General features: G+C 73.0%; 13 protein-coding genes. 5 read left to right on the top strand and 8 right to left on the bottom strand.

The features are described 5' to 3' along the window. Positions 1-65 precede the first annotated feature (65 nt). From HDA43_RS23465 to HDA43_RS35295, 3 genes are all read left to right on the top strand, one after another. On the top strand, positions 66-1,319 hold the full coding sequence (locus tag HDA43_RS23465) for an HD-GYP domain-containing protein (protein WP_218912556.1): 1,254 nt from the start codon (positions 66-68) through the stop codon (positions 1,317-1,319). Between the two features lie 110 nt (positions 1,320-1,429). Continuing rightward, positions 1,430-2,761: an acetyl-CoA carboxylase biotin carboxylase subunit gene (locus HDA43_RS23460; RefSeq protein WP_179825204.1), complete on the top strand. Its 1,332-nt coding sequence runs from the start codon at positions 1,430-1,432 to the stop codon at positions 2,759-2,761. A 48-nt stretch (positions 2,762-2,809) separates the two neighbouring features. Continuing rightward, entirely contained in the window at positions 2,810-3,022 is a 213-nt protein-coding gene (locus HDA43_RS35295) for a biotin/lipoyl-binding carrier protein (RefSeq protein WP_179825202.1), read from the top strand. Positions 3,023-3,121: 99 nt separating this feature from the next. On the opposite strand, the gene HDA43_RS23450 is transcribed toward HDA43_RS35295, so the two are convergent. Next, complete coding sequence (locus HDA43_RS23450) at positions 3,122-3,505, bottom strand: thioesterase family protein (protein WP_179825200.1); 384 nt, start codon at positions 3,503-3,505, stop codon at positions 3,122-3,124. A gap of 261 nt (positions 3,506-3,766) precedes the next feature. Between HDA43_RS23450 and HDA43_RS23445 the strand changes: the two genes are divergently transcribed. After that, complete coding sequence (locus HDA43_RS23445; RefSeq protein ID WP_179825198.1) at positions 3,767-5,491, top strand: serine/threonine protein kinase; 1,725 nt, start codon at positions 3,767-3,769, stop codon at positions 5,489-5,491. Positions 5,492-5,581: 90 nt separating this feature from the next. On the opposite strand, the gene HDA43_RS23440 is transcribed toward HDA43_RS23445, so the two are convergent. The 5 genes from HDA43_RS23440 to HDA43_RS23420 all read right to left on the bottom strand — a co-directional run bounded on the left by HDA43_RS23440 (position 5,582) and on the right by HDA43_RS23420 (position 12,590). Then, positions 5,582-7,234, bottom strand: a complete 1,653-nt coding sequence (locus tag HDA43_RS23440) for an acetolactate synthase (protein ID WP_179825196.1) — start codon at positions 7,232-7,234, stop codon at positions 5,582-5,584. Positions 7,235-7,424: 190 nt separating this feature from the next. Continuing rightward, the gene (locus HDA43_RS23435) at positions 7,425-9,632 is read right to left on the bottom strand and encodes a transglycosylase domain-containing protein (protein ID WP_312873501.1); all 2,208 of its coding nucleotides are present in this window, start codon (positions 9,630-9,632) and stop codon (positions 7,425-7,427) included. A gap of 137 nt (positions 9,633-9,769) precedes the next feature. Next, entirely contained in the window at positions 9,770-10,492 is a 723-nt protein-coding gene (gene bioD, locus HDA43_RS23430; protein ID WP_179825194.1) for a dethiobiotin synthase, read from the bottom strand. A 129-nt stretch (positions 10,493-10,621) separates the two neighbouring features. Further along, the gene (locus tag HDA43_RS23425; protein ID WP_179825192.1) at positions 10,622-11,341 is read right to left on the bottom strand and encodes a GntR family transcriptional regulator; all 720 of its coding nucleotides are present in this window, start codon (positions 11,339-11,341) and stop codon (positions 10,622-10,624) included. A 76-nt stretch (positions 11,342-11,417) separates the two neighbouring features. Further along, positions 11,418-12,590, bottom strand: a complete 1,173-nt coding sequence (locus tag HDA43_RS23420) for an 8-amino-7-oxononanoate synthase (RefSeq protein WP_179825190.1) — start codon at positions 12,588-12,590, stop codon at positions 11,418-11,420. Between the two features lie 67 nt (positions 12,591-12,657). Here HDA43_RS23420 and HDA43_RS23415 point away from each other — a divergent pair, with 67 nt between their 5' ends. Then, entirely contained in the window at positions 12,658-14,121 is a 1,464-nt protein-coding gene (locus HDA43_RS23415) for a PAS domain-containing sensor histidine kinase (protein WP_179825188.1), read from the top strand. 114 nt (positions 14,122-14,235) lie between these two features. Here the strand turns inward: HDA43_RS23415 and HDA43_RS23410 are convergent, their stop codons facing one another. Both HDA43_RS23410 and HDA43_RS23405 read right to left on the bottom strand, forming a co-directional pair. Continuing rightward, positions 14,236-14,490 carry a WhiB family transcriptional regulator gene (locus tag HDA43_RS23410; protein ID WP_179825187.1) on the bottom strand — a complete coding sequence of 85 codons (255 nt, stop codon included), beginning with the start codon at positions 14,488-14,490 and terminating at the stop codon, positions 14,236-14,238. A gap of 281 nt (positions 14,491-14,771) precedes the next feature. Continuing rightward, positions 14,772-15,737 (bottom strand): diacylglycerol/lipid kinase family protein, encoded by a 966-nt coding sequence (locus tag HDA43_RS23405; protein WP_179825185.1) that lies wholly within the window; start codon positions 15,735-15,737, stop codon positions 14,772-14,774. Positions 15,738-15,778 lie beyond the last annotated feature (41 nt).

Here is a 15,778-nt window from a genome sequence, read left to right as displayed (position 1 = left end):
TCGAGCACGGGACGGTGGGCCGCCGGGCGGCGGGCCACCCCGCCGCCGGTGCGGCGGCCCGGGCCCTGGGCAGGTTCGACTCGGTCCGGTTCCTGTTGGTCTGCGCGGCCGGGGTGCTGGCCGCGGTGGGTGTGGCGCACACAGCCGCCGCGGGGCTGGTCGATCCGGAGATCGCCATCGGGTTCGGCGCGCTGATCGCGGTGGGGGAGCTGGCGCGGCTCACCATGCCGGGCAACCGGGAGGTGGCGCCGATCGGCGCGGCGGCGGCGCTCGGCTACACGCTGCTGCTGGACATGGGCGACGTCCCGGCGCGGCACTCGGCGTTGCAGGTCGTCGCGGTGCTGACGGTCGGGATGACGGCCGGGGCGCTGCCGCACCTGGCGGTGGGCCGCCCGCCGAAGCTGGACGCCATGGCGCGCAGGCTGTTCACCGGCGGGTTGCTGGCGCTGGCCTACCGGCCGCTGGCCGACGGGCTGTTCGGCCTGACGAGGGGGCGGGGAGAGGGCTGGTGGCCGCCGCTGGGGGTGATGGCCCTGCTCATCGCGCTGATGGTGCTGGCGGACGTGGTGCTGGCCGCCGTGCTGCGGGCCGAGCGGGTCCGGGCGGCCTTCCGGGTGGTCCTCCGTGACGAGCTGCGGTCGGCCGCCCCGCTGTGGTCGGCGGTGTCCGCCTCCGGCATCCTGCTCGCGCTGGCCTCGCACAGCATGGGCATGGCCGCGCTGCTGGTCTTCGCCGCGCCGCTGCTGGTCACCCAGGTCGCCTTCCGCAAGTACGCCGGGATCCGCGCGACGTACCTGCAGACGGTCCGGGCGCTGGCGCGGGTGACCGAGGTCGGCGGGTACGTCGAGCCGGGTCACTCTCACCGGGTGAGCCGGATGGCGGTGGCGATCGGCCGGGAGCTGGGCATGGCCGAGCCCGAGCTGCTGGAGCTGGAGTACGCCGCGCTCATGCACGACATCGGCCAGCTCTCGCTGCGCGACCCGATTCCCGGCGGGGCCACCGTGCTCACCGACCGCGGGCAGGCGCGGCGCATCGCCGAGCTGGGGGCGGAGGTGATCCGGCAGACCGGGGTGCTGGACCGGGTGGCCGAGGCCGTCCGCCGCCAGTGCGACTCCTGCGCGGAGGACCCGCCGCAGGCCAGCCGGATCATCAAGGCGGCCAACGCCTACGACGACCTGGTGGGGGGTTCCACCGACCGGGTCCGGGCCGCGGCGGCCCTCGACCGGATCCGTCTGGGCGCGGGCGACGAGTACGACCCGGAGATCGTCGAGGCGATGACCCGGGTCATCGGCAGGCTCGTCCCGGCGCGGCGCGGCTGAGGGATTTGTGGAATTCCTACAGATCGCCTCGCCGTGATCGGTGGTTTCGGGCGAAGGGTTGTGCGGAGCCCACGGTCATAGGGTGGAGCGGTCGAAAGGGGTCCACCAACGTGTTCGAGTCCGTTCTGGTCGCAAACCGCGGCGAAATCGCGCGGCGGATCATCCGTACGGTGCGGCGCATGGGCCTGCGGGCCATCGCGGTGTATTCCGAGGCCGATGCCGACCTGCCGTTCGTACGGGAGGCCGACGAGGCGATCCTGCTCGGCCCGGCCAACCCCGCGCAGAGCTACCTCGACGCCGGCAAGGTGCTCGAGGCGGCCCGCGCGTCGGGTGCCCAGGCCGTCCACCCCGGCTACGGGTTCTTCTCGGAGAACGCCGGTTTCGCCCGGGCCGTCGTCGACGCGGGCCTGACCTGGATCGGCCCCTCGCCCGAGGCGATCGAGCGGATGGGCGACAAGATCAACGCGCGGAACCTCATGGAGGCCGCGGGCGTGCCGGTCGCCGCCGGGACCCGCGAGCCGGTCACCGAGCTTGAGCAGGCCGTGGCGGCCGCCGCCGGGATCGGCTACCCGGTCATGGTTAAGGCCGCGGGCGGGGGCGGCGGCATCGGCATGGGCGTCGCCCACGACGAGGCGGGCCTGGCCAAGGCGTTCGAGCAGGCGTCCCGGGCCGCCGCCCGGTTCGGTGGGCCGCCGGCGATCCTGCTGGAGCGCTACATCGAGCGCGCCCGTCACGTCGAGGTGCAGATCCTCGGTCTCGCCGACGGCACCGTCCTCGCGCTGGGCGAGCGCGACTGCTCGGTGCAGCGCCGGCACCAGAAGGTCGTGGAGGAGACGCCGTCTCCCGGTGTCACCCCGGAGCTGCGCGAGCGGATGCTGGCGGCGGCGGTCCGGGCGGGCGAGGCGGTCGGATATCTGGGCGCCGGCACCGTGGAGTGCCTGGTCGACGCGGACCGGCAGGACTTCGTGTTCCTGGAGATGAACACCCGCCTGCAGGTCGAGCACCCGGTGACCGAGCTCGTCACCGGGGTGGACCTGGTGGAGCTGCAGCTGCGGATCGCCGCGGGCGAGGCGGTCGAGCCGCCGCCGGCGCCGCGCGGCCACGCGATCGAGTTCCGGGTGTACGCCGAGGACCCCAAGCGGTTCTTCCCCGGCCCCGGGAAGATCGACGTGTGGGAGGAGCCGTCCGGCGAGGGCGTCCGGGTGGACTCCGGCTACACCGGCGGCAACACGGTGACGCCGTTCTACGATCCGCTCATGGCCAAGCTGTGCGTGTACGGCGAGACCCGCGACGAGGCGCTGGAGCGCGCGGGCAAGGCGGTGGCGGCCTTCCTCGTCGAGGGCCCCAAGAACAACCTGCCGTTCTGCGCCGAGCTGCTGGCGCGTCCCGAGTTCGTCGGCGGCGGTTACGACACCGGGCTGGTGGCCCGCATGAGGGCCTGAACGGGCCGCTCTGACACGGTTGGACTATGTGAGTGATGGGAGTTTCCGGTGGCTGAAGTGCGCGCGGAGATGGTGGCGAACGTTTGGAAGGTCCTCGTGGCCGAGGGTGACACCGTCGAGGACGGCGACACCCTGGTCATCCTGGAGTCGATGAAGATGGAGATCCCGGTCATCGCGGAGGACGACGGCGTCGTCGTCCAGCTCAAGGTGGCCGAGGGGGACGTCATCCAGGAGGGCGACCTCATCGCGGTGATCGAGTAGCGGGTCGCGCCCCGTCCTCACCCGCTCGCCGTCCGGCGGGCGGGTTCGGCCGGGTTCGGCGGGGTCTGGGCCGGGTCCGGCGGAGCGGTCCGCGACCGGTCAGCGGGCGGCCCGGGAGAGGAAGCGCTCGCGGTCGACGACCGCCCGTTCGATCGTGCCGGTGGCGACGACGGTGTCGTGCCGGTCGCGGGCGGTGAAGGCGAAGACCAGGCGGCGGCCGTCCACCTCGGTGAGCTCCGCGGCGATCTCGACGTGGGCGCCGACCGGGCTGGCCGCCAGGTGCTCCAGGGCGACCTTGGTGCCCACGGAGGTCTGTCCGGGGCCGAGGGCGTCGGCGACCGCCTGGACGGTGGCCCGCTCGGCGAGGGCCAGCAGCCGGGGGGTGGCCAGCACCGGGACGTCCCCGCTGCCGACCTTCGCCGCGGTGTCCGATGTTTCGACCATGGTGAGAATCCGGGCGCGCAGGCCGGGAGCGAGCGTCATGCGCGCCAGCTTAGGGTCCGTCCCCCGTGATCATCACGTCCGGTTGGGGGACCACCGAAGATTTCCCCTTATCCTCACGAGTCGGGCAAGGTGTACAAGTCTCCGCAAAAGCTGTGAGTTTTGTGCGATGCTACGGCACGCGTCTTGTTTGTGAGGTATCCGGCATGCAGGGTTTCGTTACCGTGGCGTTACGGTGACGCGATACGGATCCGCTTTCTTGGAGAATCCTGGGGTGGGAGCGGGAAGGGTTACGGGGGAGTAATGGTGGCCCAAGGCACGACGCTGGCGGGGCGGTATCGCCTGGATACCCGCATCGGCGCCGGTGGCATGGGCGAGGTCTGGCGCGGCGAGGACACGGTTCTGGCCCGGACCGTCGCCGTCAAGGTGCTGCTCCCGGGCCGTACCGACGACCCCGGCTTCCTCGTGCGCTTCCAGGGCGAGGCCCGGGCCATGGCGACGATCAACCACCCGGGGGTCGTCGACGTCTACGACTACGGTGTTCACGAGGTGCCCGGCGCGGGGGCGACGGCCTACCTCGTGATGAAGTTCGTGGACGGCGAGCCGCTGGACCGGCTGTTGAGCCGGCTGGGGAGCATCGCCCCGGGTCCGGCGATGGAGCTCATCTCCCAGGCGGCCTCGGCGTTGCAGGCCGTACACGACCAGGGGATCGTCCACCGCGACATCAAGCCCGGCAACCTGCTGGTGCGGCCCGACGGCATGCTCGTGCTCACCGACTTCGGCATCGCCAGGTCGGACGCCGCCAGCAGGCTGACCGACGCCGGCATGGTGCTCGGCACCGCCGCCTACTGCGCGCCCGAGCAGGCCGAGGGCGCGCCGGTCACCCCGGCGGTGGACATCTACGCGCTGGGCGTAGTGGCCTACGAGTGCCTCGCCGGGCAGCGGCCGTTCGACGGCGACACGCCCGTCACGATCGCGCTCAAGCACATCCGGGAGGCCCCGCCGCCGCTGCCCCCGCACATCCCGCCCGCGATCCGCGCCCTGGTGGAGCAGGCGCTGTCGAAGGACCCGGCCCGGCGTTTCCCCAGCGCCGCGGCGATGAGCGCCGCCGCGCGGCAGGCCGGGCAGCTCGGGCCGGAGACCGGCCCGATGATGTTCGGTCAGCCCGGCCCGTCGGAGACCGGGTGGAACGCCACACAGGGCGGCTGGCAGGGCCAGAGCGGCCAGCAGACGGGCTGGCAGGGCCAGGGCGGGCAGCAGGCCGGTTGGCAGGGGTCCGCGCCGCAGGCGGGCTGGCAGGGCGGCCAGCAGACGGCCCACCAGGGGGCCGCGTCGGCCGCGGCGACGACGGCGGCGTCCGGCGCGGCCGTCGAGGCGGCCTCCGGGGGACGGGGCCGCCGCGCCGGGCGCAGACCGCGCCGCCGGGGCGGGATGCTCGCCGCGGTCGCCGCGGCGGTCGTGCTCTGTGGCGGCCTGGGCGCGGTGGGCATCAACGCGATGGCGTCCAGCGACGAGGTGTCGCACACCGACCTGGCCGCGGAGGCCACGGCGACTCCCTCCGAGCAACCCTCGAAGCCCCCCAGGACGTCTAGGCGCACGAAGTCGCCGTCCCCCACCCCGACCGTCGACCGCCAGCCGGCGAGGCCGAGCGCGGAGCCGGAGGAGACCGAGGAAACGGAGCCGGAGCCCACGACGGAGCCCACACCGGATCCGTCCGAGAAGCCGTCCACCACGCCGACGCCCAGGAAGTCGCCCAAGCCGACCCCGACCGTGCAGAAGGTGCAGGTGCCGGACGTGCGGGGCCTGGAGCCGGAGCCCGCCAAGGGCCGGCTCGGGCAGGTCGGCCTGAAGGTGAAGGTGACCGCGAGCGGCGACATCAACTACGAGATGTGCGTGCGGGTGGTCGAGCAGGATCCCGCCCCCGGGACCGAGTGGGATCCCCGCAAGCCGGTGGAGATCGTGCTGGCCAACCCCAAGTGCCCGGAGAGCTCGCCGCCGGCCTCCCCGGCCGCGACGCCCAAGCCCTGACGGGCCGGGCGTCCGGGCCCTGACGTTCCGGGGTCCCGCGACGCCCATGCCCCGGCGTTCCGGGCGCCGATGGCGCCCGGAACCGGCGGGTCAGACGCCCGTGGTGTTGCGCGGGTAGGCGATGGACGGGTCGGTGGCGATGTTCACCATGTACGGCACGCCGGAGTCGAACGCGCGGCGCAGCGCCGGGCCGATCTCCGACGGGTCGGTGACGAGCTCGCCGCCGCCGCCGAGCGCGGTGACCACCTGGTCGTAGCGGCACTGCGGCTGCAGCTCGGCGGCCACGTCGTAGCCGTACAGCATCTGCATGGGGTGCTTCTCCAGGCCCCAGATGCCGTTGTTGCCGCAGATCATCACCACCGGCAGGCCGTGGCGCACGAGCGTGTCGACGTCCATCAGCGAGAAGCCCGCCGCGCCGTCGCCGAGCAGCAGCACCACCTGTGAGGAGGGGCGGGCCAGCCGGGCGGCGATGGAGTATCCCAGGCCGGTGCCCAGGCAGCCGTACGGGCCCGGGTCGAGCCAGTTGCCCGGCCGCCTGGGCTCGACGTACTTGCCGGCGTAGGAGACGAAGTCGCCCCCGTCGCCGATGACCACGGCGTCGTCGGCGAGGACCTTGTTCAGCTCGCCGTAGATCCGCATCGGGTGGATCGGGTCGGAGGCGGACGCCAGCAGCTCGGCGTCCCCGGCGACGGCCGCGGCGGCGGCCTCGGCCAGCCGCGCCAGCCACGGCTGGTAGGTCTTGGGGGACACGCCGGCGTCGGCGCAGGCCGTACCGAGACCCCAGAAGAGCAGCGACATGTCGCCCGCGGCGGTCGCGGCGGGCTGCATGTGCGTCGCGAGCTGCGACGGCGCGTCGGCCAGGTGGACGACCCGGGCGAGCGGGGCGCCGTCCTTGCCGCCGAACCAGCCGTAGCCGAGACGGAAGTCGAGCGGGGCGCCGGCCACGATCACCAGGTCGGCCTGGGAGAACGCCATGCCGCGGGCCCGGGTGACCAGCAGCTCGTGCCCGGCGGGCAGGATGCCGCGGCCCTGGCCGTTCAGGATGACCGGCAGGCGGAGCTCCTCGGCGAAGGCCAGGGCGACCTCCTCGGCGCGGTCCATCCACACGTCGGAGCCCAGGACCAGCACCGGGCGCTCGGCCTCGGCGAGCAGCCGGGCGACCTCGGCGAGCGCGTCGGAGTCGGGCTCCAGCGGCGAGGGGGTCAGCGTCTCGATGGCGTGGTCCGGCGGGGGCGCCGCGGCGAACAGGTGGTCCATGTGGAAGTCGAGGAAGACGGGGCCGCGGTGCGGGGCGAGGGCGGTGCGGAAGGCCATCTCCACGTCCTCGGCCACGGAGTCGGGGCCCGAGCCGGTGAAGGCCAGCTTGGTGATCGGCGCGAACAGCGGCGGATGGTCGATCTCCTGCAGCGCGCCGGCCCCCCAGCGCGACTGCGGCGCCCGGCCGCCCATGACGACCACGGGGGAGCCGTTGAAGTGCGCGGTGGCGACTCCGCTGACGCCGTTGGTGACACCGGGACCGGCGGTGAGCACGGCCAGGCCCGGTCTGCGGGTCAGCCGGGCGGTCGCCTCGGCGGCGAAGACCGCGCTCTGCTCGTGCCTCACGTCGACGATGGGCAGTCCCTCGTGGACCGCTCCGTCGTAGAGCGGGAAGACGTGTCCGCCGGAAAGGGTGAACATGGTCTCGATGCCGTATGCCTTGGAGACGGCGACGGCGATGTCACCCGCGTGCTTTGGAGACTCCATAACGCGCAACCTACCAGTCAGTCACTTAGCCGGACAGGGCTTGTTCACCCTGCCCAGATTCGTCCCGCCTAACGCCGCCGGGGGCGGTCGTCCGCAGGTCCGGCGGCGGGTTCACCCCGCCGGCTCCGCGCGTGCGGTACTCCATGGCGGGCACGCCGGCGCTCACGCGGGAGGCGGTGCGCGCCCTCGCTCACCCCAGCACCTCCACCTGACCGTTCCCGTCCCCGTTTCCGCCCCGGTCACCGCCGCGGTCGCCGTCCCGCTCCCCGGTGGGCCTGCGCGGGGCGCAGCCGTCGCCGCAGCCGCTGAACCGGGCCCGGTCGATCGGGTGGAAGGACGTGGCGGGGACGCCCTTCAGCGCGGCCAGCATGGTGTCCTTCCAGATCGGGCCGGGGAGGTCGGCGCCGACGACGGAGCCGTAGTACCGGCCGCCGATGGTGACGCCGGTGAGCTTGTACCGCTGCGAGCCGCGCGGGTCGCCGATGCTCACCGCGCCCGCGAGGTCCGGGGTGAACCCGGCGAACCAGGCGGTGGCGTAGGCGTCGGTGGTGCCGGTCTTGCCCGCGGCGTCGCGGCCGATGCCGCCCACGTTGCGCATGGTGCCCCTGGTGAACACCCCCGACAGGATGTCGGCGGTGGCGTCGGCGATCTCGGGTTCCAGCGCCTGCCGGCACTGAGGCCGCCAGACGCTGTCCTTGCCGCCGCGGTCGGTGATCCGGGTGATGGCCATCGGCCGGCAGTACTTCCCGCGCGCCCCGATCGCCGCGTAGGCGCTCGCCACCGTCACCGGGTCCATCTCGTTGACCCCGAGCGTGAAGGTCTCGACCTCCCGCAGCGGCTTGCCGTCGGCCCGCTTGATGCCCAGCGACTGGGCGGTCCGCACGGTGTCGCACAGCCCCACGCGCTGCTCCAGCTCCAGGAAGAAGGTGTTGACCGACGCCCAGGTGCCGGTGCGCAGCGTCTTGAACCCGGGCGAGCCCTCGTCGTTGGTGACGGTCCAGGTCGGGTCGCCGACGTTGCCGCCCGCGCAGTCCTTGAACGCCGAGTAGCCCGGCGCGCGGTAGCCCGCGCCCGCCGTCAGGCCCTGGTCGGGCTTCATGCCCTTCTTCAGCGCGGTGATCAGCGTGAAGGTCTTGAACGTCGAGCCGGCCTGGAATCCGGTCAGGCCGCCGTGCGCCATGTCGGCGACCGCGTTGTAGGAGATCTCGTTGCGGCGCGCGGGAGAGGCGTAGCGGCGGCTGGCCGCCATCGCCTTGATCGCGCCGGTGCCCGGCTGCACCAGGGCCTCGGCGGCCATCGGGTTGTCGGAGGCGTGCACCCGCCGCCGGATCGCCCGATCGGCGGCGGCCTGCATCTTCGGGTCCAGCGTCGTGTGGATGGTCAGGCCGCCGCGGTTGAGGAACCGGCTGCGGGCCTGCGGGGTCTTGCCGAAGGCGGGGTCGGTGAGGATCTCGTTGCGCACGTAGAGGCAGAAGTAGGGGTACGGGCTCGCCTCGCAGCCGCCCGGCAGCGAGGTACCGCGGTAGCCGAGCTTCCGCTTCTTCGCCGCGGCGGCCTCGGCCGGGGTGATCTTCCCCAGCTCCGCCATCCGGTCCAGCACCACGTCGCGCCGCTCCAGCAGCCGCTTCTGGTACGCCGCGCCCCGGCTCGGGTCGGTGTCGTTGGGCGACTGCACGGCCGCCGCCAGCGTGGCGGCCTGCCACAGGGTCAGCCTGGCCGCGGACCGGCCGAAGAAGCGCTTGGCCGCGGCCTGCACGCCGTTGGCTCCCGCGCCGAAGTAGGCGATGTTGAGGTACTTCTCCAGGATCTGGTCCTTGGTGTACTTCTTCTCCACCGCCATCGCGTGGCGAAGCTCGTTGAGCTTGCGCGCGTAGCTGGCCTCCAGGGCCTTGGCCTTGCCCTGCTCGGTCTTGGCGGAGTTGAGCAGCACCTGCTTGACGTACTGCTGGGTGATGCTGGACCCGCCCTGGCTCACCCCGCCGGAGGACAGGTTCCTGGCCAGCGCCCGGACCGTTCCTTCGAGGTCGATCGCGCCGTGCTCGTAGAAGCGGTCGTCCTCGATCGAGACGATCGCCGTCCTCATCACGTCGGCCACCTGGTCGAGCGGGACGACCTCGCGGTACTCCTCGTAGAACTGGGCGATCACGTTGCCCCGGGCGTCCAGCACCGTCGACTTCTCCGCGAGAGGCGGCTCGACGAGGTCCGCCGGGGCGAGGTTCAGCTCGTCGGACGCCGAGATGACGGCCAGCCCCGCGCCGCCGACCGCCGGCAGCGCGAGGCCCGCCACCAGCGCGCCCGCGACGGCCGCCGCGGCCAGGAGGCGCGCGGCGCGCGAGACGCCCCCGCCGCGGGGAGCGGCGTCCGGCGCCGGTCGGAAGGGGACAAGGGGGTGCCGCACGGCGAGGCTCCTCATCTGGATCGTCACGGAGATCACTGAGAGGATGAGGACACCAGATCCGGCTGACCTTGTCCAATATTCCGGTTAAGGCCGGATCCATACCGGTACGGATATCACCACAGGCAGCGGTCCCGGCGCTACGACAGGCGTCCCAGGCCGCTCCGGAAGACCGCCGGGTCGAACGCGCCGCCCAGCGCCGGGCTCAGGCCCGCGCGGGCCGTACGGGCGAAGGAGTCGCGGTCGAGCGCGCCGGAGCCCTCCGGGAGCGCGCCCGCGAGCGGCCGGGCGGCCAGCATCTCCAGGTCGGCCACGTTGCACCGCTCGGCCAGGCCGGGTTCGGCGGGCCAGGACCCGATCACCACCCCGGCCAGGTCGAGCCCCCGGTGGGCCATCGCCTCCAGCGTCAGCGCGGTGTGGTTGAGCGTGCCCAGGGAGGCCCGGCACACCAGGAGCACCGGCGCGGACAGGGCCCGGGCCAGGTCGGCCAGGGTGGCGCCCTCCTCGTCGAAGCGGACGAGCAGCCCGCCCGCCCCCTCGACGACCACCAGCCGGTGCGACTCGGCCAGCTCCCTGATCCGCAGCGCCGCGCGGGCCAGGGAGACCTGCGGCAGGCCCGACACGCGGGCGGCCGCCGCCGGGGACAGCGGGTCGGGGAACCGGGCGAACTCGAACGTGGTCGTCACCCCGGACAGCCGGATGACGTCGTCGAGGTCCCCGGGCTCGTTCTCGCCCACCCCGGTCTGCGCGGGCTTCACCACGGCGATCGAGGAGCCCCGCTCCCTGGCGAGCGACGCCACGGCCGCGGTGACGACCGTCTTGCCCACTCCGGTGTCGGTACCGGTGACCACGAGAATGCTCACCCCCCTCACCTTAGGAGGCCCCGGCCTCCCCCGCCCCGGCCACGGAACGTTTCCGGGAGTGCCAGGGCGCGGCCCCGCCGCCCCGCCGTACGGTGTGACCGGGCGGGGCGGCGCCCGCGCGGGCGGCGGTCAGGGGCGGCGCAGCCGGGTGACGAACTTGTAGCGGTCGCCCCGGTAGAGGGACTGCGCCCACTCCACCGGGTCGCCCTCGGCGTCGAAGGCGTGCCGGGTGAGCAGGAGCATCGGCAGGCCGACGTCCACCCCCAGCACCTGAGCGTCGTACGGCGTGGCCAGCACGGTCTCGATGATCTCCTCGGCGTCGGTCAGCCGCACGTTGTAGGCGTTGTGCAGCGTCTCGTACAGCGAGGAGTGCACCTCCAGCTCGCGCCGGAGCCTGGGGAAGCGCCGGGCCGACAGGTGGGTGGTGTCGATCGACATCGGCTCGCCGTTGGCCAGGCGCAGCCGGTGGATGCGCAGCACCCGCCCGCCGGGGTTGATCGCCAGGCGGCGGGCCAGCGGCTCGTCGGCGGTGACGTAGCTGATGTCGAGGATCTTGGTGTCCGGCTCCAGTCCGACGGTCCGCAGGTCACCGGTGTAGGAGGTGAGCTGGAGGACCTGGGCGACCTTGGGCTGCGCGACGAACGTCCCCTTGCCCTGGATGCGCACCAGACGGCCTTCGACCACCAGCTCCGACAGGGCCTGGCGCACGGTGGTGCGGGAGGTCTCGAAGCGCACGGCGAGCGTCCGCTCGGGGGGAAGCGCACTGCCCGCGGGCAGGCTCTTGGTGAGCGTGAGCAGGTTGCGCTTGACGTCGTAGTATTTCGGGATCCGGGGGGACTCGTCCGTCACGGCAGCACCTCACCGGACGGCTTGGAACGGGCGTGCCCGAAGTACCGGGCCCGCCGGACCCGTCCGCTTCGCTCACTCACATGGTCACCTTCATCTCGGCCACGGCGGTGAGTGCGTCCCCGGTCACCGCAAGTTCATCGGAAGTCAGATTGGCCCGCGCGGTAAGCCGCAGGCAAGAGCGGCCGACCGGCACCGAGGGCGGCCGGAAGCATCCGGCGCGCACTCCGTGCTCCGCGAAGATGAGGGCGGCCCGAAGCGCCGTCTCGGGATGGCCGAGCACGATCGGGACGACCGCACCCGCCGGGTCGTTCGTCTCCAGGCCGAGTTCGCGGGCCGTCGAGGCCAGCTCCCTCGCCCTGGCTCGCACGCGTCCGGGCAGTTCGGGCTGGTTCCGAAGGATATCCAGAGCGGCGAGTGCAGCCGCAACGCAGGCGGGCGCCAGGCCGGTGTCGAAGATGAACGGGCGACCCGTGTCGAGCAGGGTCTGGATCACCTCGGGAGCCCCGAGCACGGCCCCTCCCTGGGAGCCCAGGGACTTGGAGAGTGTGATCGTTTTCACAACACCGCGTTCACCGGCCAGACCCGCCTCGTACACCGCGCCCCGGCCGCCGGGGCCCAGCACGCCGAGCGAGTGGGCCTCGTCGACGACGAGCAGCGCGCCGTGCCGTACGGTGACCTCGTGGAGCTCCGCGAGGGGGGCGAGATCGCCGTCGACGGAGAAGAGCGCGTCGGTGACCACGACCGCGTGCTCCTCCGCCCGCCCCGCGAGGGCCTTCTCCACCGCCCCGACGTCGCCGTGCGGGGTGACGACCACGCGCGAACGCGACAGCCGGCAGGCGTCGACGATGGAGGCGTGGTTGCCGGCGTCGGAGACCACCAGCGCGTCCCGGCCCAGGGCCGCGACCGCGGCGAGGTTGGCGAGATAGCCGGAGGAGAACACCAGCGCGGCGGGGGAGCCGGTGAAGGCGCACAGATCGGCCTCCAGTTCGGCGTGCAGCGCGGTGGAGCCGGTGACCAGGCGGGAGCCGGTGGAGCCGGTGCCCCAGGCGCGGACGGCCGCCGCGGCGGCCTCGGCGAGGCGGGCGTCCCTGGCCAGGCCGAGATAGTCGTTGGAGGCCAGGTCGATCATGCCGTCGTCGTCCGGGGTGCGGGGGCGCAGGGCCCGCCTCAGCCCGGCCGCCTCGCGGTCCGCCGCCGCCGAGCGGAACCGTGCGAGCGGGTCCGGGACGTGCCGGGGACTCTGCTCCATGGGGAAATCCTTCCAGCCGGACCCGCCCGATTCGCATTCGGACCGGCAAAGAACGCATGATGCACGAGTGCCGACTCTAAGCGACCTGGCGGTTCGCCACACCGCGCTCAACGAAGCGGACATCGAGTGGATGCACTCGCTGGTCTCCGACTGGCAGCTCCTGGCCGACCTGTCGTTCGCGGACCTCATCCTGTGGATCCCGCTGCGGGACGCCTCCGGGTGGATCGCGATCGCCCAGATGCGCCCCACCACGGGGCCCACCGTCTACCACGACGACATCGTCGGGGTGACGGTGAGCAAGGGCGAGCGCCCGCTCATCGACACGGCGTGGGACGAGCGGCGGATCTGCCGGGAGGGCGACCCCGACTGGTCGAGCGGCGTCCCGGTCCGGGAGGAGACCATCCCGGTACGGCGGGCCGACCACTTCCTGGGCGTGATCCAGCGCTCGACGAACCTGTCGTCGGCGCGCACCCCGTCCCGGCTGGAGCTGACCTACCTGCAGAGCGCCTCCGACCTGGCCCAGATGGTGGCCGAGGGGCGGTTCCCGTTCTCCGGGGCCGAGCCCATCCTGGTGCGCTCGCCCCGGGTGGGCGACGGGCTGCTCCGGCTCGACCGCGCCGGCCGGGTCACCTACGCCTCGCCGAACGCGCTGTCGGCCTACCGGCGGCTGGGCCTCAACGCCGACCTGGTCGGGGCCGAGCTGGGCCGGACGACCGCCGCGCTGTGCTACTCCGACGAGCCGATCAACGAGAACCTGATGATCGTGGCCAGCGGCCGCGAGCCCCGCGAGACCGAGGTCGAGTCGGGCGGCACGGTCGTGCAGCTCCGGGCGATCCCGCTGGTCGTCGGCGGCGGCAGGATCGGCGCGCTGGTGCTCATCCGCGACGTCACCGAGCTGCGGCGGCGCGAGCGGGAGCTGATGACCAAGGACGCCACGATCCGGGAGATCCACCACCGGGTGAAGAACAACCTGCAGACGGTCGCCGCGCTGCTGCGGCTCCAGGCCAGGCGGCTGCGGGTGCCGGAGGGCCGGGAGGCGCTGGAGGAGGCGGTGCGCCGGGTCGGGTCGATCGCGATCGTGCACGAGACGCTGTCCCACACGCCCGAGGAGCAGGTCGACTTCGACGACATCGCCGACCGCGTGATCGCGATGACGGGGGAGGTGGCCGCCCCGGAGGCGAAGGTGACGCCGCGCCGGGTCGGGACGTTCGGGGTGCTGCCCTCGGAGGTGGCCACGCCGCTGGCGATGGTCCTCACCGAGCTGCTGCAGAACGCCGTCCAGCACGGGTTCGCGAACCGGCCGGGCCGGCTGCAGGTGATCGTGTCGCGGGGGGACGAACGGCTGCGGGTGGTCGTCTCGGACGACGGCCGCGGGCTGCCCGAGGGGTTCGACCCGGAGTCGACCACCAGCCTGGGTCTGCAGATCGTCCGCACGCTGGTGGTCGGGGAGCTGGCCGGTCGGCTGGCGATCGGTCCCAGGCCGGGCGGGGGGACGGAGGTGACCCTCGACATCCCCCTGCCCGCGGCCTGAGCGGGTCGTTCGGGCGTTCCTGCCGCGGGGCCGGGCGGGCCCGGTTCGCGGGAGGTCAGGCGCCCGGATCCCGGGGTTCCCGGGCGGGGTGGGGCGCCGGTCGGCGGGTGGCGGTCAGGCGCCGCTGCGGACGCGGGCGCGGGCGGTGCGGCGCTTGAGGGCGCGGCGCTCGTCCTCGCTCAGGCCGCCCCAGACGCCGGCGTCCTGGCCGGACGAAAGGGCCCACTTCAGGCAGGCCTCGCTCACCGAGCAGGTGTTGCACACCTGCTTGGCCTCTTCGATCTGCATGAGAGCGGGGCCCGTGTTGCCGATGGGGAAGAACAGCTCGGGGTCCACGTCACGGCAGGCAGCGCGGTGGCGCCAGTCCATGCGTCCACTCCTTCGTAAGAGGAGCCCTTGCCGCAGGCTCCGTCGGCTCACTTTGTGAAGAGTTTCACTAACCATGGCGAACGATGACCCGAACCCTGTTCGGTTCGAGGCGTGTCCGCTTGATCGCCGGTGGCCTGGGAGCGAGGTGTCCGCTCAAAGGTCCTACGTTCCGACGTCACTGTTGAGATTGTCAGCCACGCTCAGTGCACGCAAGAGGTTTGCCCGAATGTTTTGCCGTCCGTGCATGTCGGATGCATCACACAATGACGCTATGTAACTGACTAGACCAGAACTTGTAACGCGTCCGGGATGGAACGGAAGGTCACCCGCTCCGTCTCACCCAGGTAGTCGCCGTCGAGCTGGAAGGCCACCGGCCGCTCCGCGGTGAGCGTGAACTCGCCCTCGTCGTGGAGCTGCACCAGGTGGCGGCCGATGGGCAGGGTCTCGCGGCGGCCGAGGATCTGCGGCACCAGGTCGAGCATCGTCGGCAGGCCCAGCCGGCGCAGCCCCAGCATGTCGAGGCCGGTTTCGAAGCTCGCCCACGGGGTCGGGCAGACCGGCCGGGACCCGACGTAGCTCCAGGGCGAGGTGTTGGAGACGATCGCCAGGAAGATGCCCTCGGCGGACGGCACCTCGGGGCCCTCCAGCGACATGGCGGGCCGCCGCCGGTCGGTCGACAGGTAGTGCCGCAGCGCGGTGTTCACGTAGCGCGCCGGGGTGGCCCGGTATCCCGTGCCGCGCAGCCCCTCGACCGCCCGGATCACCTCGGCGTCGTACCCCATGCCGCCGCAGAAGGTGAAGTGGCGGCTCTCGCCGTTCCAGGAGGCCCGCCCGAGGCCGACGGTCCGCCGCCGCCCCTCGCGCAGCGCCTCCAGCACCGCGCCGGCCGCCTCGACCGGGCTGTTGGGCAGGCCGAGCGCCCGCGCGAAGACGTTGGCGCTCCCGCCGGGGATCACCAGCAGCGCCGGCCGGTCGGCCGAGGTACGGGGGTCCCGCGGCTCCGGGGAATCGCCGGCGTCGTCCAGCAGGCCGTTCACCGCCTCGTTGATCGTTCCGTCGCCGCCCAGGACGGCCACCGCGTCGTACCCCGACTCGCGGGCCTTGCGGGAGAGCAGGGCGGCGTGGCCGCGGTAACCGGTCTCCTCGACGGTCAGGTCCACGCTCGCGCCGAGAGCCCTGATGATCACATCGCGCGTCCGCTGATTGGTCGTCGTCGCTTTTGGATTCACCAGGAGGAGGGCGCGCATAACGCCAGCGTATCGGTCGATACGGGGGTTATGCCGGGGGA

It is taken from the genome of Streptosporangium sandarakinum (assembly GCF_013409935.1).
Taxonomy (GTDB): Bacteria; Actinomycetota; Actinomycetes; order Streptosporangiales; family Streptosporangiaceae; genus Streptosporangium; species Streptosporangium nondiastaticum.
This window is presented reverse-complemented; position numbering and strand designations above follow the sequence as displayed.

What these genes read in the sequence shown, in the direction of transcription:
- HDA43_RS23450 (WP_179825200.1), bottom strand. Translation starts at nt 3,505, where the DNA reads ATGACGCTCGCTCCCGGCCTGCGCGCCCGGATTCTCACCATGGTCGAA.
- HDA43_RS23445 (WP_179825198.1), top strand. Translation starts at nt 3,767, where the DNA reads ATGGTGGCCCAAGGCACGACGCTGGCGGGGCGGTATCGCCTGGATACC.
- HDA43_RS23440 (WP_179825196.1), bottom strand. Translation starts at nt 7,234, where the DNA reads ATGGAGTCTCCAAAGCACGCGGGTGACATCGCCGTCGCCGTCTCCAAG.
- HDA43_RS23420 (WP_179825190.1), bottom strand. Translation starts at nt 12,590, where the DNA reads ATGGAGCAGAGTCCCCGGCACGTCCCGGACCCGCTCGCACGGTTCCGC.
- HDA43_RS23410 (WP_179825187.1), bottom strand. Translation starts at nt 14,490, where the DNA reads ATGGACTGGCGCCACCGCGCTGCCTGCCGTGACGTGGACCCCGAGCTG.
- HDA43_RS23405 (WP_179825185.1), bottom strand. Translation starts at nt 15,737, where the DNA reads ATGCGCGCCCTCCTCCTGGTGAATCCAAAAGCGACGACGACCAATCAG.